The 21,334-nt window shown below is 42.9% G+C and carries 16 protein-coding genes, 2 tRNA genes and 3 rRNA genes; 15 read left to right on the plus strand and 6 right to left on the minus strand.

Translation table 11 applies throughout. From position 1 onward, the window contains the following. The first annotated feature begins 174 nt into the window (after positions 1-174). The 8 genes from MKL36_RS17965 to MKL36_RS18000 all read left to right on the plus strand — a co-directional run bounded on the left by MKL36_RS17965 (position 175) and on the right by MKL36_RS18000 (position 8,112). Positions 175-1,711 (plus strand): 16S ribosomal RNA (locus MKL36_RS17965). A gap of 59 nt (positions 1,712-1,770) precedes the next feature. Further along, positions 1,771-1,847 (plus strand) — tRNA-Ile (locus tag MKL36_RS17970). 55 nt (positions 1,848-1,902) lie between these two features. Next, a tRNA-Ala gene (locus tag MKL36_RS17975) sits at positions 1,903-1,978 on the plus strand. 340 nt (positions 1,979-2,318) lie between these two features. Continuing rightward, positions 2,319-5,211, plus strand: a 23S ribosomal RNA gene (locus MKL36_RS17980). A gap of 184 nt (positions 5,212-5,395) precedes the next feature. Continuing rightward, positions 5,396-5,510 (plus strand): 5S ribosomal RNA (gene rrf / locus MKL36_RS17985). The 16S, 23S and 5S rRNA genes sit together here with 2 tRNA genes alongside, the layout of an rRNA operon. A 172-nt stretch (positions 5,511-5,682) precedes the next feature. Next, on the plus strand, positions 5,683-6,078 hold the full coding sequence (locus MKL36_RS17990; RefSeq protein ID WP_021510982.1) for a putative signal transducing protein: 396 nt from the start codon (positions 5,683-5,685) through the stop codon (positions 6,076-6,078). Between the two features lie 170 nt (positions 6,079-6,248). After that, a complete protein-coding gene (locus MKL36_RS17995) occupies positions 6,249-6,812 on the plus strand; it encodes a DUF4256 domain-containing protein (protein WP_021510983.1) in 564 nt (187 codons plus the stop codon). A gap of 136 nt (positions 6,813-6,948) precedes the next feature. Further along, positions 6,949-8,112, plus strand: a complete 1,164-nt coding sequence (locus MKL36_RS18000) for an acyl-CoA dehydrogenase family protein (RefSeq protein WP_021510984.1) — start codon at positions 6,949-6,951, stop codon at positions 8,110-8,112. Between the two features lie 31 nt (positions 8,113-8,143). Here the strand turns inward: MKL36_RS18000 and MKL36_RS18005 are convergent, their stop codons facing one another. Beyond that, positions 8,144-8,743: a TetR/AcrR family transcriptional regulator gene (locus MKL36_RS18005; RefSeq protein ID WP_000562189.1), complete on the minus strand. Its 600-nt coding sequence runs from the start codon at positions 8,741-8,743 to the stop codon at positions 8,144-8,146. Between the two features lie 186 nt (positions 8,744-8,929). Here MKL36_RS18005 and MKL36_RS18010 point away from each other — a divergent pair, with 186 nt between their 5' ends. From MKL36_RS18010 to MKL36_RS18035, 6 genes are read left to right on the plus strand one after another with little or no spacing between them, the layout of a single operon-like run. Further along, positions 8,930-10,735, plus strand: coding sequence for an acyclic terpene utilization AtuA family protein (locus tag MKL36_RS18010; protein WP_021510985.1), 1,806 nt, complete (start codon positions 8,930-8,932; stop codon positions 10,733-10,735). Positions 10,736-10,755: 20 nt separating this feature from the next. Beyond that, positions 10,756-11,667 (plus strand): SDR family oxidoreductase, encoded by a 912-nt coding sequence (locus MKL36_RS18015; RefSeq protein WP_000121939.1) that lies wholly within the window; start codon positions 10,756-10,758, stop codon positions 11,665-11,667. A 10-nt stretch (positions 11,668-11,677) separates the two neighbouring features. After that, on the plus strand, positions 11,678-13,291 hold the full coding sequence (locus tag MKL36_RS18020; RefSeq protein WP_021510987.1) for an acyl-CoA carboxylase subunit beta: 1,614 nt from the start codon (positions 11,678-11,680) through the stop codon (positions 13,289-13,291). Between the two features lie 42 nt (positions 13,292-13,333). After that, complete coding sequence (locus tag MKL36_RS18025; protein ID WP_000673016.1) at positions 13,334-14,491, plus strand: acyl-CoA dehydrogenase family protein; 1,158 nt, start codon at positions 13,334-13,336, stop codon at positions 14,489-14,491. 10 nt (positions 14,492-14,501) lie between these two features. Further along, positions 14,502-15,338 carry an enoyl-CoA hydratase/isomerase family protein gene (locus MKL36_RS18030; RefSeq protein WP_021510988.1) on the plus strand — a complete coding sequence of 279 codons (837 nt, stop codon included), beginning with the start codon at positions 14,502-14,504 and terminating at the stop codon, positions 15,336-15,338. Positions 15,339-15,356: 18 nt separating this feature from the next. Next, positions 15,357-17,297, plus strand: a complete 1,941-nt coding sequence (locus tag MKL36_RS18035) for an acetyl/propionyl/methylcrotonyl-CoA carboxylase subunit alpha (protein ID WP_021510989.1) — start codon at positions 15,357-15,359, stop codon at positions 17,295-17,297. A 104-nt stretch (positions 17,298-17,401) separates the two neighbouring features. Here the strand turns inward: MKL36_RS18035 and MKL36_RS18040 are convergent, their stop codons facing one another. The 5 genes from MKL36_RS18040 to rplM all read right to left on the minus strand — a co-directional run bounded on the left by MKL36_RS18040 (position 17,402) and on the right by rplM (position 20,162). Continuing rightward, on the minus strand, positions 17,402-18,058 hold the full coding sequence (locus MKL36_RS18040) for a hypothetical protein (protein WP_000863331.1): 657 nt from the start codon (positions 18,056-18,058) through the stop codon (positions 17,402-17,404). A 17-nt stretch (positions 18,059-18,075) separates the two neighbouring features. Then, positions 18,076-18,504 (minus strand): ClpXP protease specificity-enhancing factor, encoded by a 429-nt coding sequence (locus MKL36_RS18045; protein ID WP_000003709.1) that lies wholly within the window; start codon positions 18,502-18,504, stop codon positions 18,076-18,078. Positions 18,505-18,510: 6 nt separating this feature from the next. Continuing rightward, entirely contained in the window at positions 18,511-19,164 is a 654-nt protein-coding gene (locus MKL36_RS18050) for a glutathione S-transferase N-terminal domain-containing protein (RefSeq protein WP_000110146.1), read from the minus strand. A 170-nt stretch (positions 19,165-19,334) separates the two neighbouring features. Then, a complete protein-coding gene (gene rpsI / locus MKL36_RS18055; RefSeq protein ID WP_000224786.1) occupies positions 19,335-19,721 on the minus strand; it encodes a 30S ribosomal protein S9 in 387 nt (128 codons plus the stop codon). A gap of 12 nt (positions 19,722-19,733) precedes the next feature. Then, entirely contained in the window at positions 19,734-20,162 is a 429-nt protein-coding gene (gene rplM / locus MKL36_RS18060) for a 50S ribosomal protein L13 (protein WP_000854895.1), read from the minus strand. Between the two features lie 172 nt (positions 20,163-20,334). On the opposite strand from rplM, the gene pdxA reads away from it, so the two are divergent. Then, entirely contained in the window at positions 20,335-21,318 is a 984-nt protein-coding gene (pdxA, locus tag MKL36_RS18065; RefSeq protein ID WP_021510990.1) for a 4-hydroxythreonine-4-phosphate dehydrogenase PdxA, read from the plus strand. Positions 21,319-21,334: the final 16 nt, after the last annotated feature.

Genomic DNA, 21,334 nt, shown 5'->3' on the forward strand with positions numbered 1-21,334 from the left:
ATCATTAAGAGAATTGAAGAACAACTTGTGTGGATTTTTACTGATTGATTAATCGAAATAATTTTCATTGATTGATTGGTTTAAATTACTCGAAGTTTATTTGAGCGAAATTTAAGTCAGTAATTGATGAGCCAGAATTGGCACCTTGTCTATAAATAAGGTGCAAAATGATTTTAACTGAAGAGTTTGATCATGGCTCAGATTGAACGCTGGCGGCAGGCTTAACACATGCAAGTCGAGCGGGGGAAGGTAGCTTGCTACTGGACCTAGCGGCGGACGGGTGAGTAATGCTTAGGAATCTGCCTATTAGTGGGGGACAACATCTCGAAAGGGATGCTAATACCGCATACGTCCTACGGGAGAAAGCAGGGGATCTTCGGACCTTGCGCTAATAGATGAGCCTAAGTCGGATTAGCTAGTTGGTGGGGTAAAGGCCTACCAAGGCGACGATCTGTAGCGGGTCTGAGAGGATGATCCGCCACACTGGGACTGAGACACGGCCCAGACTCCTACGGGAGGCAGCAGTGGGGAATATTGGACAATGGGGGGAACCCTGATCCAGCCATGCCGCGTGTGTGAAGAAGGCCTTATGGTTGTAAAGCACTTTAAGCGAGGAGGAGGCTACTCTAGTTAATACCTAGGGATAGTGGACGTTACTCGCAGAATAAGCACCGGCTAACTCTGTGCCAGCAGCCGCGGTAATACAGAGGGTGCGAGCGTTAATCGGATTTACTGGGCGTAAAGCGTGCGTAGGCGGCTTATTAAGTCGGATGTGAAATCCCCGAGCTTAACTTGGGAATTGCATTCGATACTGGTGAGCTAGAGTATGGGAGAGGATGGTAGAATTCCAGGTGTAGCGGTGAAATGCGTAGAGATCTGGAGGAATACCGATGGCGAAGGCAGCCATCTGGCCTAATACTGACGCTGAGGTACGAAAGCATGGGGAGCAAACAGGATTAGATACCCTGGTAGTCCATGCCGTAAACGATGTCTACTAGCCGTTGGGGCCTTTGAGGCTTTAGTGGCGCAGCTAACGCGATAAGTAGACCGCCTGGGGAGTACGGTCGCAAGACTAAAACTCAAATGAATTGACGGGGGCCCGCACAAGCGGTGGAGCATGTGGTTTAATTCGATGCAACGCGAAGAACCTTACCTGGCCTTGACATACTAGAAACTTTCCAGAGATGGATTGGTGCCTTCGGGAATCTAGATACAGGTGCTGCATGGCTGTCGTCAGCTCGTGTCGTGAGATGTTGGGTTAAGTCCCGCAACGAGCGCAACCCTTTTCCTTACTTGCCAGCATTTCGGATGGGAACTTTAAGGATACTGCCAGTGACAAACTGGAGGAAGGCGGGGACGACGTCAAGTCATCATGGCCCTTACGGCCAGGGCTACACACGTGCTACAATGGTCGGTACAAAGGGTTGCTACACAGCGATGTGATGCTAATCTCAAAAAGCCGATCGTAGTCCGGATTGGAGTCTGCAACTCGACTCCATGAAGTCGGAATCGCTAGTAATCGCGGATCAGAATGCCGCGGTGAATACGTTCCCGGGCCTTGTACACACCGCCCGTCACACCATGGGAGTTTGTTGCACCAGAAGTAGCTAGCCTAACTGCAAAGAGGGCGGTTACCACGGTGTGGCCGATGACTGGGGTGAAGTCGTAACAAGGTAGCCGTAGGGGAACCTGCGGCTGGATCACCTCCTTAACGAAAGATTGACGATTGGTAAGAATCCACAACAAGTTGTTCTTCATAGATGTATCTGAGGGTCTGTAGCTCAGTTGGTTAGAGCACACGCTTGATAAGCGTGGGGTCACAAGTTCAAGTCTTGTCAGACCCACCATGACTTTGACTGGTTGAAGTTATAGATAAAAGATACATGATTGATGATGTAAGCTGGGGACTTAGCTTAGTTGGTAGAGCGCCTGCTTTGCACGCAGGAGGTCAGGAGTTCGACTCTCCTAGTCTCCACCAGAACTTAAGATAAGTTCGGATTACAGAAATTAGTAAATAAAGATTGAGATCTTGGTTTATTAACTTCTGTGATTTCATTATCACGGTAATTAGTGTGATCTGACGAAGACACATTAACTCATTAACAGATTGGCAAAATTGAGTCTGAAATAAATTGTTCACTCAAGAGTTTAGGTTAAGCAATTAATCTAGATGAATTGAGAACTAGCAAATTAACTGAATCAAGCGTTTTGGTATGTGAATTTAGATTGAAGCTGTACGGTGCTTAAGTGCACAGTGCTCTAAACTGAAATGTTGAAGTTACTAACTTGTAGGTAACATCGACTGTTTGGGGTTGTATAGTCAAGTAATTAAGTGCATGTGGTGGATGCCTTGGCAGTCAGAGGCGATGAAAGACGTGATAGCCTGCGAAAAGCTCCGGGGAGGCGGCAAATATCCTTTGATCCGGAGATGTCTGAATGGGGGAACCCACCTACTTTAAGGTAGGTATTGCAACATGAATACATAGTGTTGCAAGGCGAACGAGGGGAAGTGAAACATCTCAGTACCCTTAGGAAAAGAAATCAATTGAGATTCCCTCAGTAGCGGCGAGCGAACGGGGATCAGCCCATTAAGTTATGTGTGTTTTAGTGGAACGCTCTGGGAAGTGCGAACGTAGAGGGTGATATTCCCGTACACGAAAGGGCACACATAATGATGACGAGTAGGGCGAGGCACGTGAAACCTTGTCTGAATATGGGGGGACCATCCTCCAAGGCTAAATACTCCTGACTGACCGATAGTGAACCAGTACCGTGAGGGAAAGGCGAAAAGAACCCCTGTGAGGGGAGTGAAATAGATCCTGAAACCGCATGCATACAAGCAGTGGGAGCACCTTCGTGGTGTGACTGCGTACCTTTTGTATAATGGGTCAGCGACTTATATTCAGTAGCGAGGTTAACCGTATAGGGGAGCCGTAGAGAAATCGAGTCTTAATAGGGCGTTTAGTTGCTGGGTATAGACCCGAAACCAGGCGATCTATCCATGAGCAGGTTGAAGGTTGGGTAACACTAACTGGAGGACCGAACCCACTGTCGTTGAAAAGCCAGGGGATGACTTGTGGATAGGGGTGAAAGGCTAATCAAGCCTGGTGATAGCTGGTTCTCCCCGAAAGCTATTTAGGTAGCGCCTCGGACGAATACCATAGGGGGTAGAGCACTGTTTCGGCTAGGGGGTCATCCCGACTTACCAAACCGATGCAAACTCCGAATACCTATGAGTACTATCCGGGAGACAGACTGCGGGTGCTAACGTCCGTAGTCAAGAGGAAAACAATCCAGACCGCCAGCTAAGGCCCCAAAATCATAGTTAAGTGGGAAACGATGTGGGAAGGCATAGACAGCTAGGAGGTTGGCTTAGAAGCAGCCACCCTTTAAAGAAAGCGTAATAGCTCACTAGTCGAGTCGGCCTGCGCGGAAGATGTAACGGGGCTAAAACTATGTGCCGAAGCTGCGGATGTATACTTTGTATACGTGGTAGGGGAGCGTTCTGTAAGCCGATGAAGGTGTGTTGAGAAGCATGCTGGAGGTATCAGAAGTGCGAATGCTGACGTGAGTAACGACAAAACGGGTGAAAAACCCGTTCGCCGAAAGACCAAGGGTTCCAGTCCAACGTTAATCGGGGCTGGGTGAGTCGACCCCTAAGGCGAGGCCGAAAGGCGTAGTCGATGGGAAAATGGTTAATATTCCATTACTTCTGTGTAATGCGATGAGAGGACGGAGAAGGCTAAATCAGCCTGGCGTTGGTTGTCCAGGTGAAAGGATGTAGGCATGTATCTTAGGCAAATCCGGGGTACTCTATGCTGAGATCTGATAGCAAGCTGTACTTGTACAGCGAAGTGGTTGATGCCATGCTTCCAGGAAAAGTCTCTAAGCTTCAGTTACACAGGAATCGTACCCGAAACCGACACAGGTGGTCAGGTCGAGTAGACCAAGGCGCTTGAGAGAACTCTGCTGAAGGAACTAGGCAAAATGGTACCGTAACTTCGGGAGAAGGTACGCTGTTGTTGGTGATGGAACTCGCTTCCTGAGCTGACGACAGCCGCAGAAACCAGGCCGCTGCAACTGTTTATTAAAAACATAGCACTCTGCAAACACGAAAGTGGACGTATAGGGTGTGATGCCTGCCCGGTGCTGGAAGGTTAATTGATGGGGTTAGCGTAAGCGAAGCTCTTGATCGAAGCCCCAGTAAACGGCGGCCGTAACTATAACGGTCCTAAGGTAGCGAAATTCCTTGTCGGGTAAGTTCCGACCTGCACGAATGGCATAATGATGGCGGCGCTGTCTCCAGCAGAGGCTCAGTGAAATCGAAATCGCTGTGAAGATGCAGTGTACCCGCGGCTAGACGGAAAGACCCCGTGAACCTTTACTGCAGCTTGACACTGAACTTTGACCTTACTTGTGTAGGATAGGTGGGAGGCTTTGAAGCTGGAACGCTAGTTCCAGTGGAGCCGTCCTTGAAATACCACCCTGGTAATGTTGAGGTTCTAACTCTGTCCCGTGATCCGGGACGAGGACCGTGTCTGGTGGGTAGTTTGACTGGGGCGGTCTCCTCCTAAAGAGTAACGGAGGAGTACGAAGGTGCGCTCAGCGTGGTCGGAAATCACGCGTAGAGTATAAAGGCAAAAGCGCGCTTAACTGCGAGACCCACAAGTCGAGCAGGTACGAAAGTAGGTCTTAGTGATCCGGTGGTTCTGTATGGAAGGGCCATCGCTCAACGGATAAAAGGTACTCTGGGGATAACAGGCTGATACCGCCCAAGAGTTCATATCGACGGCGGTGTTTGGCACCTCGATGTCGGCTCATCTCATCCTGGGGCTGAAGCAGGTCCCAAGGGTATGGCTGTTCGCCATTTAAAGAGGTACGCGAGCTGGGTTTAGAACGTCGTGAGACAGTTCGGTCCCTATCTACCGTGGGCGCTGGAAATTTGAGAGGATCTGCTCCTAGTACGAGAGGACCAGAGTGGACGAACCTCTGGTGTACCGGTTGTGACGCCAGTCGCATCGCCGGGTAGCTATGTTCGGAAGGGATAACCGCTGAAAGCATCTAAGCGGGAAGCCTACCTCAAGATAAGATTTCCCTAGGACTTTATGTCCTCTAAAGAGCCGTTCGAGACTAGGACGTTGATAGGTTGGATGTGGAAGCATAGTGATATGTGAAGCTGACCAATACTAATTGCTCGTGAGGCTTGACTATACAACACCCAAGCAGTTGTATATGAAGCATCAATCGATTCTTAAATATGCAAGACAACTTGATTTAGTTATACCTCTAGCTAAAATGAACAAGTAAAGTAAGATTCAATCAGCCCAGTCTGTTACAGATTTGGAAAACGCTTCGGCATCAAATAAGACCCAAGCAAGTATCCATAAACAGTTGTGCTGGCGACCATAGCAAGAGTGAACCACCTGATCCCTTCCCGAACTCAGAAGTGAAACCTCTTAGCGCTGATGGTAGTGTGGGATTACCCATGTGAGAGTAAGTCATCGCCAGCTCATTATTCTAAACACCCCAATCTCAAAAGAGGTTGGGGTGTTTTTTTATATGGAAAATCAATCAATTTTTATAGCTGGAATTTGTATCCTCAATCCTTTAAACATTAAAATTGATTCAAATTATAAAGAAATAAAGCTAATCTAAAGTTATTTACCTCATCAGAAATTTAATATGCAATGGATCGTAGTTAAAACTTTCTCGTTTCCTTATGAGGCACAAATTGCAAAAACTCAATTAGAAGCATTTGGAATTCCTGCTTATATTGAAAATGAGCATACAATTAATATGGATTGGTTTTATTCTAATGCTTTAGGTGGAGTTCGTTTATTAGTTCCAGAAAACTATGTTGATGAAGCGAAGTTATTTCTTGAAAAAGACTTTAGTGATGAGCTTGAACAAAAGTTCGGGGAGAATAAAGAATATTGTCCTGAATGTGGAAGTTTGGATATAGAGGTTAATACTAAAGGAAAAAAATCTGCCTTTTTAGTGTTTATGTTTTTCGGCCTACCTTTATTTTCTTTTAAAAATGGGAGGAAATGTAAGCGTTGTGGACACTTTTGGAATTAAATATATAGTAAAGGATTATTTATTATCTTAATTATGGACCCTCATGTAGAGAGATTGGATTGAGTTCTATCTCTGCAATTAATGTTTGAGGCAGAGAAGCCCTCGATATTAAACAAAGAAAATAAATTATTTTGATGGGCGTTCTGTTTAATAACTATAAGGTGTATTCAATGATGACTAAAAAACAATTGACTTCAAAACAAATAGATATGTTGCTTGAATTATTAAAAAATAGATTTGAAAAGAATATACATCGACATAAAGAAATTGATTGGACGAATGTGCGAGCTAAACTTATTGAGTCTCCAGATAAACTATGGACATTGCAAGAAATGGAGAATACTGGGGGAGAGCCAGACGTTGTAGCGTATAACAAGCAAAAAGATGAATATTTGTTTATAGATTGCTCTGTTGAGTCACCGAAAGGTCGTAGAAGCCTTTGCTATGACCGAGAAGCCTTAGAGTCTAGAAAAGATCATCCTCCTAAAAATAGCGCAATAGACTTAGTCCAAGAAATAGGGGCTGAACTCCTAACAGAAGAGCAATATCACCAATTACAACAGCTCGGGGAGTTTGATCTAAAAACATCAAGCTGGCTTGCTACTCCAGAGGAAATTCGAAAATTAGGAGGAGCTCTTTTTGCGGACCGTCGCTATGGTCGAGTCTTCATCTATCACAATGGAGCCCAGTCATATTATGCAGCTCGTGGTTTTCGCTGCTGTTTAAGGGTATAGGTCTTGCGAATCAACTCGATCGTCTGGATTTGATATTTTATGCCAAGAAAATGGAGATTCTTGCAACTTTTGACTGATGGTAAACATGACAAGATATGTTCTGGAATTAAATAAAAACATCAGGACATTTCTAAAAATGCAGCTCAATCCAATTTACTATAATGAACAACATATAGCTTTTGCCGATAATGTTCGTAGATTTGTACAAAAAGAAATGGCACCTTTCGTTAATGAATGGGATGAGGCTGAGACATTCCCAAGAGAACTTTATAAAAAGGCTGCCGAAATTGGATTATTGGGTCTAGGTTTTTCAGAAGAATATGGTGGTATTCCAGATGCAGATCCATTCTATTCATTACTGGCTGGTATCGAAATGGCAAAGGCGGGTTCAGGTGGGGTGCATATCTCGCTCATGGTCCATACCATTGGCGCCCCTCCCATTCAGCACTTTGGGAGTGAGGAGTTAAAGGCTAGAGTTCTGCCAGGTATTATTTCCGGTGAGAAAATTTCGGCTTTAGCGATTACAGAACCTGGTGGTGGTTCAGATGTTGCTGCATTACAGACTAAAGCTGCCAGAGATGGGGATTATTATATTGTTTCGGGCGAGAAAACATTTATTACATCGGGAATTCGTGCAGACTATTATACAGTTGCAGTGCGTACTGATCCGACAAAAACGGGTGCAGAAGGCATTTCAATGTTACTCATTGATGCACATAGTGAAGGTATTACTAAAACGCCCTTGAAGAAAATGGGATGGTGGGCATCAGATACGGCACATTTGCATTTTGATCAAGTACGAGTACCTGCATCAAATCTACTTGGCAAAGAAAATGCCGGTTTTAAAGTTATTATGAATAACTTTAATATGGAGCGGTTTTTCTTGGGAGTAGTCGCTTATGGGTATGCATTAGTCTGTTATGAAGAAGCTTTAGAGTGGGCACAGCAACGTAAAACTTTTGGTAAGCGATTAATAGATCATCAAGTAGTACGCCATAAATTGGTAGATATGGCAACCCAACTGACCTCAACGCGGGCATTACTTGAAGAAACAGCATGGAAAATGACTCAGCCGAAGTTACAAGGACCTGAGTTGGTGGCGCAAATTTCAATGCTTAAAAATGTTGCGACTCGCACTATGCAATTTTGTGCTGATGCGGCTGTACAAACATTAGGTGGTATGGGCTTTATGCGAGGTACCAAGTCAGAACGTATTTACCGTGAAGTGAAGGTCAATATGATTGGCGGTGGTGCTGAAGAAATTATGAAAGATTTGATTAGTAAACAGTTTGGTTATTAATTCTTATAAGGTGGACTTTGAGCCACCTTTTTTATTTCAAAGCCATTTCCCAGACCATTTCGGTTAACTCATCAATTTTGACTTTACCCTCAGATTTATACCAAGTTACAGTCCATGAAATTGCACCGCCAATTAAGCGTCGCCAAATAAAAGCATCGTGTTTGACTTTACCTTGCGTGCGTAACTTTTCTATAACGTCGAGCCAGATTTGTTCATATTCATTACGCATTTTTAAAAGGTAATCTTGCTTTTCTTTTGATAGAGCGAACCATTCGTACACCAACACAGCCATGGCTGCACCAGTATCTCCAGTAATTGAGATCAGTTCGGCTTTAATAAGAGCACGTAATTGTTGTTCTGGGTCTGTATATTGAGTTGCTGCATCATTTAAACGGGCAAGATTATAGATAATGGTCTGTTCCATCACATGAGCGAGGATATCATCTTTACTTTTGAAATGATGAAATAAGCTTCCCGATTGGATTCCAATAAACTGAGCAAGTTCACGAACAGTGGTTTTATCATAGCCTTGCTTATGAAAAAGATAGGCTGCACCGTGCAATAAACGGCCACGTGGACTGTCATCAAAGCAGGGGATATTTGGAATCTGTTCAATTGAGGTGGCAATCATGTGCTCAGTTTGTTCCTTTATCTAAAAGACTATAGTGGAAATTTTCACTAAATTTCATCGTATTTCAGGTTATTTGCCGAATTTGGAAGATTTGGTCAACATCACAATAACATTTTGCGCTTTACAAACCAAGCGCTTGCTTGGTAATGTTAAGGCTGATTTTTAGACAAAATAATGAGAAATAGAATGGCAAATAATCAGCAGGATGATCATCGAGTCGTAAAAATAGGGTGTGCCTCTGGGTTTTGGGGAGATACCAATACTGCCGCTTTTCAGTTAGTGCATTTGACCGATATTAATTATTTGGTTTTTGATTATTTGTCCGAGATTACCATGTCGATTATGGCAAAAGCGAAGATGGTAGAACCGAAACATGGTTACGCTTTAGATTTTGTCAGCCGAGTCATGGCACCCTTACTAAAAAAAATTGCTGAAAAAAAGATTAAAGTGATTAGTAATGCGGGTGGTGTTAATCCATTGGCTTGTCGGGACGCATTGCAAAAAATTATTAAAGAGTATGGTCTAGATCTGAAAGTGGCTGTGGTTTTAGGTGATGATCTTTTACCAAAACATGAGCAGCTTAAGCAGCAGAATGTTCTGGAAATGTTTAGTGGTGGACCTTTACCAGAACAAGTGGCTAGTAGTAATGCTTATTTAGGGGCGGTGGCTATTCGTGATGCTTTGAATTTAGACGCAGATATTGTGATTACTGGTCGTGTTGTTGACTCTGCTGTGGTACTTGCACCCTTACTTCATGAATATCAGTGGTCGCTCGATGATTATGACAAATTGGCGCAAGGTTCGTTGGCAGGTCATGTGATTGAATGTGGAGCCCAATGTACGGGTGGTAATTTTACCGATTGGCAATTGGTACAGGGCTTCGACAACATGGGCTTTCCATTGGTTGAAGTGAGTGAAGATGGCTCATTTGTTGTAACTAAGCCTCAAGGTACAGGTGGTCTGGTTTCTACTGCTACAGTTGCAGAGCAAATTGTTTATGAAATAGGCAATCCTCAAGCATATTTACTACCCGATGTCATTGCTGATTTCAGCCACGTGCATTTAGAGCAAGTCGGGGAGCACCGAGTTCGTGTGACGGGTGCAAAAGGACAAGCACCAACTACACAATATAAAGTCAGCGCGACTTACCCAGATGGATATCGGGTTTTAGTGAGTTTCCTCATTGCAGGACGTGAGGCACCACAAAAAGCACAAGTCATTGCTGATGCGATTTTGACTAAGTGCGAACGTGTTTTAGCAATGCGCTCAGTGCCGCCATTTAGTGAAAAGTCTGTTGAAATTTTAGGTATTGAAAGTACCTATGGCGGCCATGCCCAAACATTAAATAGTCGTGAAGTTGTGGTCAAAATAGCTGTAAAACACATGATTAAAGAAGCATGTATGTTCTTTGCATCTGAAATTGCACAAGCTTCAACAGGTATGGCTCCAGCTTTGGCAGGAATTGTTGGAGGCCGCCCCAAAGCATCTCCAGTAATTAAGTTATTTTCATTTTTAATTGATAAAAATCAGGTGAATGTTGAAATCGATTTTGATGGCCAACGTCACGCGGTTGAAATTCCACAAGGGGTTTCTACAGAGCAATTGCTTACATTAACGGCAGGTGAAAATGCAGTTTATCAAGGAGATGAAATTGAAGTTCCTTTGATTGAAATTGCGCATGCTCGCAGTGGTGATAAAGGCAATCATAGCAATATTGGCGTGATTGCACGTAAAGCGGACTATTTACCATGGATTCGTGCAGCACTAACTGAACAGTCTGTTGCAAGCTATATGCAACATGTCTTGGATGCTGAGAAAGGGCGAGTAATTCGTTATGAGTTACCGGGTTTAAATGCACTGAATTTTATGTTGGAGAATGCCTTAGGCGGTGGTGGTGTTGCCAGCTTACGTATTGATCCGCAAGGTAAAGCTTTTGCCCAACAGTTATTGGATATGCCTGTTAAAGTTCCGGCACATCTTTTAGAAAAATAAAATGAATGGATGAAAAAAAGATGAGTTATCAATCAATATTTAGACCAGATGCTTTCGCCAATAAAGTCATTATTGTGACAGGTGGCGGCTCAGGAATTGGACGCTGTACGGCACATGAGCTTGCAGCCCTTGGCGCTCAAGTAGTGATTACAGGACGCAAAATTGAAAAATTAGAGAAAGTAAGCCAAGAAATTATAGAAGATGGTGGTTTAGTTCATTTCATTGTTTGTGATAACCGTGAAGAAGAACAAGTGAAAAATATGATTGCCGAAGTGATTGAGAAATTCGGCAAACTCGATGGTTTGGTAAATAATGCAGGCGGGCAGTTTCCCTCAGCTTTAGAGAATATTTCGGCGAATGGTTTTGATGCAGTCGTGCGTAATAATTTACACGCAACTTTCTATTTAATGCGTGAAGCTTATAATCAATGGATGGCTAAACATGGTGGCAGTATTGTCAATATGACTGCTGATATGTGGGGCGGCATGCCGGGAATGGGACATTCTGGTGCTGCGCGTTCAGGGGTTGATAACTTAACTAAAACAGCATCGGTTGAGTGGGGCAAATCTGGTGTTCGTGTAAATGCGGTTGCACCAGGGTGGATTGTATCATCCGGTATGGATAATTATAGCGGTGATTTTGCCAAAGTAATTATTCCAAGTCTTGCCGGCAATGTACCGTTAAAACGTATGGGAACTGAGTCGGAAGTCTCATCGGCAATTTGTTATTTACTGTCCGATGCTGCGGCTTTTGTGTCAGGTGTAACTTTGCGTATTGATGGCGCTGCATCGCAAGGGACACGCATGTACCCACTAGCCGAAGCGACAAATAGTCAGTCTTATAATGGTTTCCATCGCGCGTTTATTCCTGAAATTTTTAAAAAAGATAAGACTGAGAAAGTCGAGCAAAGCAATAATTCAGGCTCGGAGTGAGGAATAAAAAATGACCATTCTTCAATCCGAAATTACTGTTGGTAGTGAACAGTATCAAAAGAATAAAGAGGCACTGCTTGCTCAACTGAGTGAAGTCCGTGCAATTCAGCAAAAAAGTATTGATAAATCGTATGCTGCTAAACCGAAATTCGATAAAAAGGGCAAGATTCTGCCGCATGAGCGTGTACGGTTATTGCTCGATGCCGATTCGCCTTTTGTCGAGCTTTGTGGCTTGGTTGGCTACAACATGCATGATGACAAGGATGGCTCCGAAGCTGGTGGTGGTGTAATTGCTGGCATTGGTTTTGTCAGTGGTGTGCGTTGTCTGGTCTCTGCAAGTAATAGCGCGATTAAAGGCGGGACCATGTCACCTATGGGTGTACAGAAAACTTTGCGTTTGCAAAAAATTGCCTTAGAACAAAAACTCCCGCTGATTACGCTGACCGAAAGTGGCGGTGCTAACTTAAATTATGCAGCTGAAGTATTTACCTATGGTGGTATGACTTTTGCCAATCAGGCACGTTTGTCTGCAGCAGGTATTCCACAACTTGCAGTGGTACATGGGAATGCAACGGCAGGAGGAGCTTATCAACCAGGTCTTTCGGATTATGTCATTGTAGTACGCAAACAAACAGAGATGCTTCTTGCAGGTCCACCTTTACTTCTGGCTGCCACGGGTGAAGTCGCCACAGCGGAGGAATTGGGTGGGGCGGAAATGCATGCGCAGGTTGCTGGAACAGCAGAATACTTAGCAGAAAATGATGCCGATGGAATTCGGCTTGCACGTGAAATTTTTGAACACCTCAACTGGAAAGAGCAAATCAAACCAGTTGATGTGACTTATAAAGAGCCTCGTTACGATACCGAGGAACTGTTGTGTGTTATTCCAAGTGATCCTAAACAACCATTTGATATGAAAGAAGTGGTTGCCCGCATTATTGACGATTCAGATTTTCTAGAATTTAAGCAGGAATATGATGATTTAACGGTATGTGGCTGGGCAAAAATTGGTGGTTTGCATATCGGTATTATTACCAATAATGGCCCGATTACGCCTCAAGGAGCAGTGAAAGCAGCGCAGTTTATTCACTTATGTGAACAGACTAACCGCCCGTTATTATTCTTACATAACACTACTGGCTTTATGGTGGGAACCGATGCCGAGCAAAATGGCATTATTAAGCATGGCTCAAAACTGATTCAAGCGGTTGCCAATTGTACTGTACCTAAAATTTCAATCGTTGTGGCAGGGTCATATGGTGCTGGTAACTACGCAATGTGTGGTCGGAGTTTATCGCCAGATTTTATTTTTGCTTGGCCGAACTCGCATGTTGCTGTAATGGGGGCTGCACAGGCCGGAAAGGTGCTACGCATTGTGGCTGAAGGAAAACAAAAAGCTTCCGGTCAGGAACCGAATCCGCAAATGCTCGATTTTCTTGAGCACAGTACTGCGATGAAATTAGAGCAGCAATCTACCGCGCTTTTCAATACGGCCATGCTACATGATGACGGCATTATTGACCCGCGAGATACCCGAAAATTACTTATTTTCCTTTTAGAAACTATTTATGAAGCACAGCAACGCGGACTAAATCCGACCCGTTTTGGTGTGTCTCGTTTTTAATCAATCTTTACCGTAATTAAAAAAATTAATAGGAACAACACCATGAAATTTACTGCCGAACATGAAGCATTACGTCGCACAGCGCGTCAATTTGTTGAAAATGAACTGAATCCGAATATTCCAGAATGGGAAGAAGCTGGACGTTTCCCGATCCACGATGTATTTAAAAAGATGGGGGATCTTGGCCTATTGGGGATTTGTAAGCCTGAGGAAAATGGTGGTCTGGCTTTAGATTACTCTTATAACTTGGTTGTTGCTGAAGAAATTGGACGAGCAGCTTGTGGCGGTGTGCCTTTAGCCATTGGTGTACAAACCGATATGGCAACACCTGCTTTGGCGCGTTTTGGCAGCAAAGAATTACGTGATGAGTTTTTAACACCAGCCATTGCTGGAGAATATGTTGCATCCATTGCAGTATCAGAAGTACATGCTGGTTCGGATGTTGCTGCTATTAAAACGACTGCTAAAAAAGATGGCGATGACTATGTTATTAACGGCAGCAAAATGTGGATTACCAACTCACTGCAGGCCGATTTCTTCTGTCTTTTAGCCAACACATCTGACGATAAACCCCATGTTAATAAGTCGATGATTATTGTGCCAGCCAAAACTAAAGGGATTAGTTTTTCAGAGCCGTTAAATAAATTAGGGATGCGTTCAACGACCACAGCGCAGGTTTATTTAGACAATGTACGTGTACCTCAGCGTAACTTGGTTGGCGTTGAAGGTATGGGCTTCATGATGCAGATGATGCAATTTCAGGAAGAGCGTTTATGGGCTTGTGCTAATGCGATTGGTGGTTTGGAAAATTTAATTCAAAAGACTATCGCCTATACCAAAGAGCGTACGACATTTGGTCAACCACTCATTAATAACCAATATATCCATTTTCGTTTTGCCGAACTCATGACTGAAGTAGAAGCGCTTAAAGCCTTAACCTACCAAGCGTGTGAACAGCATATTGCGGGTGAAGATGTGACTAAGCTGGCATCTATGGCAAAGCTCAAAGCAGGCCGTTTAAGCCGTGAAGTTGCCGATAGCTGTCTACAATATTGGGGTGGCAATGGCTTTATGTGGGATAACCCTGCATCCCAGCTATATCGTGATGGTCGTTTAGGCTCTATTGGCGGTGGCGCAGATGAGATTATGTTGGGGATTATCTGTAAGTTGATGGATATCTTGCCAAAAAAACAAAAATAAGGAATCAACCATGACACTTTCAGCATCGCTTCAAGCTATAGATATTGATGACAGCATTCAATTAGAACAAGACGGCAGTATTTTATACCTTTGGTTAAACCGACCGGAGAGCCGTAATGCCATGAACTTGAATATGGTTAATGCAATACAGCAAGTTTTTACTGCCATCCGCGATGACCTTTCAATTCGTGCAGTCATCATTCGTGGTGAAGGTGGGACTTTCTGCGCAGGTGGTGATATTAAAGACATGGCTGCTTTACGCGTTGAAGCAACTAACGTTGGTAGTCTGCAACCTTATACTGACTTTAACCGCCGTTTTGGTGCCATGCTTGAGCAAGTTGAAGCTGCACCACAGACTGTTGTGGTCATTTTAGAAGGCGCGGTATTAGGTGGAGGTTTTGGGCTGGCATGTGTTTCTGATGTTGCCATTAGCCGTGATAATGCGCAGTTTGGTTTACCTGAAACTGGGCTTGGTGTGATTCCTGCACAAATTGCTCCTTTTGTGGTGAAACGTATTGGTCTGACTCAGGCACGCCGACTGGCTTTACTCAGCATGCGTTTTGAAGGGCATACAGCACTGAGTGTCGGTGTGGTTCATCAAATTGCACATAATGAAATTGAACTTGAACAAGCTTTACATGAAACCATTCAACACATTAAACGAGCAGCTCCTCAAGCTTCACGTGTGACTAAAGCACTGTTACATCGAACACTCAATGAACCTTTAAATGAGTTGCTAGATGATGCTGCACAGCAGTTTGCTCAAGCGGTTGGTGGTGCTGAAGGACAAGAAGGAACAATGGCTTTTATCCAGAAAAGGTTACCAAATTGGGCCGATGAATCATAAGAGATAAGGATAAAAATAATGAAATTTTCAAAAATACTAGTTGCCAATCGTGGTGAGATTGCAGTTCGCGTGATGCAAACAGCCAAGGCAATGGGTTACCAAACCGTCGCAGTTTATTCCGATGCAGACCGTAATGCTCGCCATGTGCAAGAGGCTGATGAAGCTGTTTATATTGGTGCTTCAAAAGTATCAGAGTCTTATCTCTCCATCGCTAAAATTATTGAAGCTTGCAAAAAAACAGGGGCGGATGCAGTTCACCCCGGCTATGGTTTTTTGTCAGAAAATACTGATTTTGCTCAGGCATGTATCGACAACCAGATTACCTTTATTGGGCCTACCGCTTCTGCAATTGAGTTAATGGGCAGTAAACGCCTTTCAAAAATCGCCATGATTGAGGCGGGCGTCCCTTGTGTGCCGGGGTATGAAGGTGACCGACAAGATCTCGAATATTTAGCAACTCAAGCTGAGCAGATTGGCTTTCCAATTATGGTCAAAGCTTCTGCGGGTGGTGGCGGTCGTGGCATGCGTTTGGTACAGCAAGCATCCGAGTTGTTTGAGGCATTACAAACCGCACGTTCAGAAGCTGAAAATGCTTTTGGTTCTGGCGAGCTCATTTTGGAAAAAGCAGTCATTGCTCCACGCCATGTCGAAATTCAGGTTTTTGGTGATACTCACGGCAATTATGTGTATTTGTTTGAACGTGATTGTTCAATTCAGCGCCGTCATCAAAAAGTAGTTGAAGAAGCTCCATGTCCGGTGATGACGCCTGAACTGCGTCAGAAAATGGGTGAGGCAGCCGTAGCAGCGGCAAAAACATGTGCTTATGTTGGGGCAGGTACAGTTGAGTTTTTGCTAGATGCATCGGGTGCATTTTACTTTTTGGAGATGAATACCCGTTTGCAGGTAGAACATCCGGTCACTGAGCTTATTACAGGGTTGGATTTAGTTGAATGGCAGTTACGTGTGGCGAATGGTGAGCAGTTACCTTTAAAGCAACAGGAATTGACCTTAAATGGACATGCGATCGAAGTACGTTTGTATGCAGAAGACCCACGTCAGGACTTTTTGCCACAAACAGGAAAAATTTTACGTTGGAAGCCTGCAACCTTGCCAAATGTGCGAATTGATCATGGCATGTTAGCAACTGATGAAGTCAGTCCATTTTACGATCCGATGGTAGCAAAGGTGATTGCCTATGGGAAAACCCGTGAGGATGCGATTCGCTTACTGGCTCGTGCAGTCGATGATAGTGTTTTACTTGGAGTGAATAGTAATAAACAGTTCTTGGTCAATTTACTGCGCCATCCAGTTGTTGTCGCAGGGGATACCAATACTGCATTCATCCAACAGCATTTCAAAAATGATCCGAGCTTACACTATCAAGTTTTATCTTTAGAAACCTTAGCGATTGCTGCAGCACTATTTAGCCAAAGTAAAGGTACTGCAGTGTGGCAAACTGGGCTTGGTGTGCCATTACCGTTAAAATTACAAACTGCCGATCAGCAAATTCAATTGCAGCTTTCATCTGTAAATAACACATTCACGGTAAAGTTCTGTGATCAAGTAGTTTGTATTGATGTGCTTGAGAAAACGCCAGAACAGCTAGTTTACTTAATTGATGGTGTACTTCGCCGTGTTCAATATGTATTGGATGATGATCAGCTTTATCTAGATCGAGATAATGGCAATGTTTTGATACGCAATATGACTTACGCTGCACCAGAAGCTACCGATGTAGCGGGAGATGGCAAAATTCGAGCACCGATGGATGGGGCTGTAGTGAATATCCTAGTCAATGAAGGCGATCAAGTAGTAAAGGGCCAAACATTATTGATTCTTGAAGCCATGAAAATTCAGCAACAGATTAAATCTGATGTGGATGGTGTAGTCGATGAAATTTTAGGTCAGCAAGGTCAACAAGTGAAAAAACGGCAAATGCTGTTTAGTATCCAAATTTAAGAGAAGAGCAATTGTGGTTACTAGTAATCACTATTGATTTATAGAAGATGATTATTTAAATCAAAAAAGGGAACATACGTTCCCTTTAATTATAAAAAACAAAATTATACAAGCTGTGTATACATACAATAGAGATAGCCTAAAATAGCTAAAGCAACAAGAGGAGCGATAACTTTTGACCATGCAGGAATAAAAGTTTCGATAGGTTGCTCTTCAACATGTAAATCTTCATGATGTGGTTGGGCTTGGTGAACCATTTGGTTGAACTCCTTCATTGTTGCATCCAATGATAGCTCTTCTTGTTCAACAGGTTTAGAACCAATGAGCTCTGTTAGATGGTTTGTTGACCAAACCCAATCTTCAGCTTGGCCAGATAAATGTTCAACTTGCCCTAAAATGAGCTCTTTTAAACCACTTTGGCCGAAACCACCAGTCTCATCAAGTTGATTAAGTTCTGTTAACTGTAATGCCAGAATCTCAGAAATACTTTGCTCAAGTTCAGTATTTTTTAAAACTGACTTATTGTGTTTTGACGTAGTTAGATGACGTGCAACTTCTTGAATATACAATGGATCGGCAGTTTTGATTTCATGATAAATTTTATTGTCGTCCTGACGCCATAAGCTGATTAATTTACCAAGCGTCAATATATTCACTTCGTCAATCAGCTTATTTTTCTCATTGGCTGGATATTGATTTAAAAGCTGAGGCTTTTGAATTTTTATTTGCTCAGCAAAGTATTGGACTAAATCAAATGCCATACTTTATTCCTCTAAAATTAATCTAAAATTCTTAATGTTGGCTTTTTCTTGGTTGGTTCAGATGTTTCTTGTGTTTCTGAGTCTAACTTATCTTCTACAGGCGCTACATTGGCATATTCTTCAGGGTCAAAGAATAAACCTTGTCCATTTTCACGTGCATAAATACCTAAAACTGCTTGAATAGGTACGTAAATATCTTTGGAAACGCCGCCAAAACGTGCTGAAAATGTAATCGCATCATTGCTAATGAGTAGTTGATGTACCGCATGAGGCACAATGTTTAAAACAATTTGTCCATCTTTCACAAACTGTTGTGGTACATCAGTGTGCGGTTGTGTTGCATCAACGAGTAAATAAGGTGTGAGTTGATTGTCACAAATCCATTCATAGATTGCACGAGCAAGATAAGGACGTGTAGGGGTTAATTCAATAGTTTGCTCAGACATATCACACTATTCCATATTTAATAGTTCATTGTAACGGGTTTTCTCTTGGGGCGTCATGGATTTAACAAAAGAAGGGCGGCTAAAGATACGTTTACAATACAAAAATATAGGTCGACACTGCTGCTTTGGTAAATCAATTCCCATGCTATTAAGTCTCACAAAAATTGGAGCAAGCATACAGTCCAGGATTGAAAAATTTTCGGACATAAAATAAGGGAAATGCTGAAATAAAGGGGTAAGTGATATTAAGGTGTCACGCAATTCTTTTTGTGCTTTTTGTTTTTGTTCTATATTTAACGTATCTGCATGTCTGAGCATATGATCGGCCAACTTAAACCAATCATTTTCAAGACGCCAAATATATTGGCGTTGCTCTGCACGTGCCATAGGGGCATCGGCATATAGTTTATTCTGACGATATCGGTCATCGAGATACTCGGCAATGATAGGTGCTGAAAATAATTTAAGATTTTGCTCAACCAGCATTGGCAATTGATTATAAGGATTTAGGCTTGCGAGATCTTCATCTTCGTGATCAGTCACGATTAATTGATATTTAATTTGTTTTTCTGCCAATAAAAAACGGATCCAGTGTGAACGGAAATCATCAGCATGGCTGTAAAGGGTAATTCCCTGAATTGAGGTGTTTTCGACCGACATATCACAAGGTATGGTTGTGTGAATCGGTTAGAATACTAAAAATATGCGTGGAAATCACGGTGACAAAGATAGAGTTTCATATATTTATCTGTTTCACTCATCTACAAAATGAATATGCAATAAAAAAGCCTTGGGAAAACCAAGGCTTTTTGTCCGATTCGGTAAACGAATTAACGTTTAGAGAATTGAGGACGTTTACGAGCTTTGCGTAAACCAAGTTTCTTACGTTCAACTTCACGAGCATCACGAGTAACGAAACCAGCTTGACGAAGAACAGGTTTTAAAGTTTCGTCAGCAGCGATAAGTGCACGAGTAATACCGTGACGGATCGCACCAGCTTGACCACCGATACCACCACCTTTAACAGTGATGTAAAGGTCATATTTTTCAGTAGCTTCTAAAAGCTCTAAAGGTTGACGAACAACCATACGAGCAGTTTCACGACCGAAATATTGCTCTAAAGTACGGTTGTTAATAACGAGTTTGCCTGTACCAGCTGACAAGAAAACACGTGCAGTTGCGGTCTTACGGCGACCTGTACCATAATTAGTAGCCATGTGCTGTATCCCTTAGATGTCCAAAACTTGTGGCTGTTGAGCAGCGTGTGGATGCTCGCTACCAGCGTACACTTTCATCTTCTTGATCATTGCATAACCAAGAGGACCTTTTGGCAACATGCCTTTAACAGCACGTTCAAAGATTTCTTCAGGTTTGTGAGCAACTAATTTTTCGAAATTAGTTTCTTTTAAACCGCCTGGGAATTCAGTGTGGCGATAGTATTTCTTGTCAAGCGCTTTGTTACCAGTCACTTGAACTTGTTCAGCATTGATAACGATGATGTAGTCACCAGTGTCAACGTGAGGAGTATAAGAAGTTTTGTGCTTACCGCGTAAACGACGTGCAATTTCAGTCGCTAAACGACCAAGAGTTTTACCTGTAGCATCAACAACGAACCAATCGTGTTGTACTTCAGCAGGCTTTGCGCTGAGAGTTTTCATTCAAACACTACCTATTATAGTTGGTTTGAGCTAGACATCGCTCAAACAAAAAGGAGACGAGATTCTAAACGAGTTTGTTGTCAATCACAAGAAAAATCCCATATAAGCTACATAATTTTATCCCTAATCCGATGAATGTAGGATATGTTAAAATAATTCAAATTTTAGAGATGTGTCGGGGGTGATTGTGCTGCCTTTATATGTCACTTCCGGTGAACCTGCCGGTATTGGTCCAGATATTTGTTTGAGTCTGGCAAAACGGGTTGATGAACGTCCTGTTGTTGTTTTGGCTGATCGAAATTTATTACAACAACGCGCTCAAAAGCTTGGTCTGGACATTAAGTTTTTAGAGTATAGCGGACAAGCTGAGTCGTCTTTGCAAGGTGAGCTTTATATAGAACATATACCCCTAGAAACTATAGTCGTTGATGGACAGCTTAATGCTGCTAATGCTGCTTATGTATTAGAGCAATTACGTCGCTCAGCTGATTATGCTATGTCTGGTAAGAGCGTCGGTGTAGCCACTGCTCCTGTTCAAAAGTCGGTGATTAATGATGCAGGGATTTTATTTAGTGGACATACTGAATATTATCAAGAATTTGCAGGGGTAGAGCGTGTTGTTATGATGCTGGCAACGAAAACGTTGCGGGTGGCTCTGGCGACAACCCATTTACCATTAAGAGATGTTGCAGATGCAATTACCAAAGAACGCTTGCATCAAGTGATTGATATTTTACTTCACGACTTAAAGACCAAATTTAAAATTAATGATCCTCGAGTCTTAGTATGTGGGTTAAATCCTCATGCAGGCGAAGATGGTTATTTGGGACGTGAAGAGATTGATACGATCAATCCGGTACTTGAGAGCTACCGGTCACAGGGAGTTAAATTAAGTTTAAGTTTGCCAGCTGATACTTTATTTACGCCTGAACATCTTAAAAATGCTGACGCTGTTCTTGCGATGTACCATGATCAAGGCTTACCTGTGTTAAAATCACAGGGTTTTGGTGAAGCAATCAATATCACATTGGGCTTACCATTTATTCGGACTTCGGTCGATCATGGTACTGCTCTGTCTTTAGCTGGGACAGGATTGGCAAAAAGCTCAAGTTTAAATGTCGCTGTCGATTTAGCTTTATCCTTGGCAGCGAGTTAAATTTTTCATGTTGGAA

The organism is Acinetobacter sp. AOR12_HL (assembly GCF_027855275.1).
Taxonomy (GTDB): domain Bacteria; phylum Pseudomonadota; class Gammaproteobacteria; order Pseudomonadales; family Moraxellaceae; genus Acinetobacter; species Acinetobacter baumannii.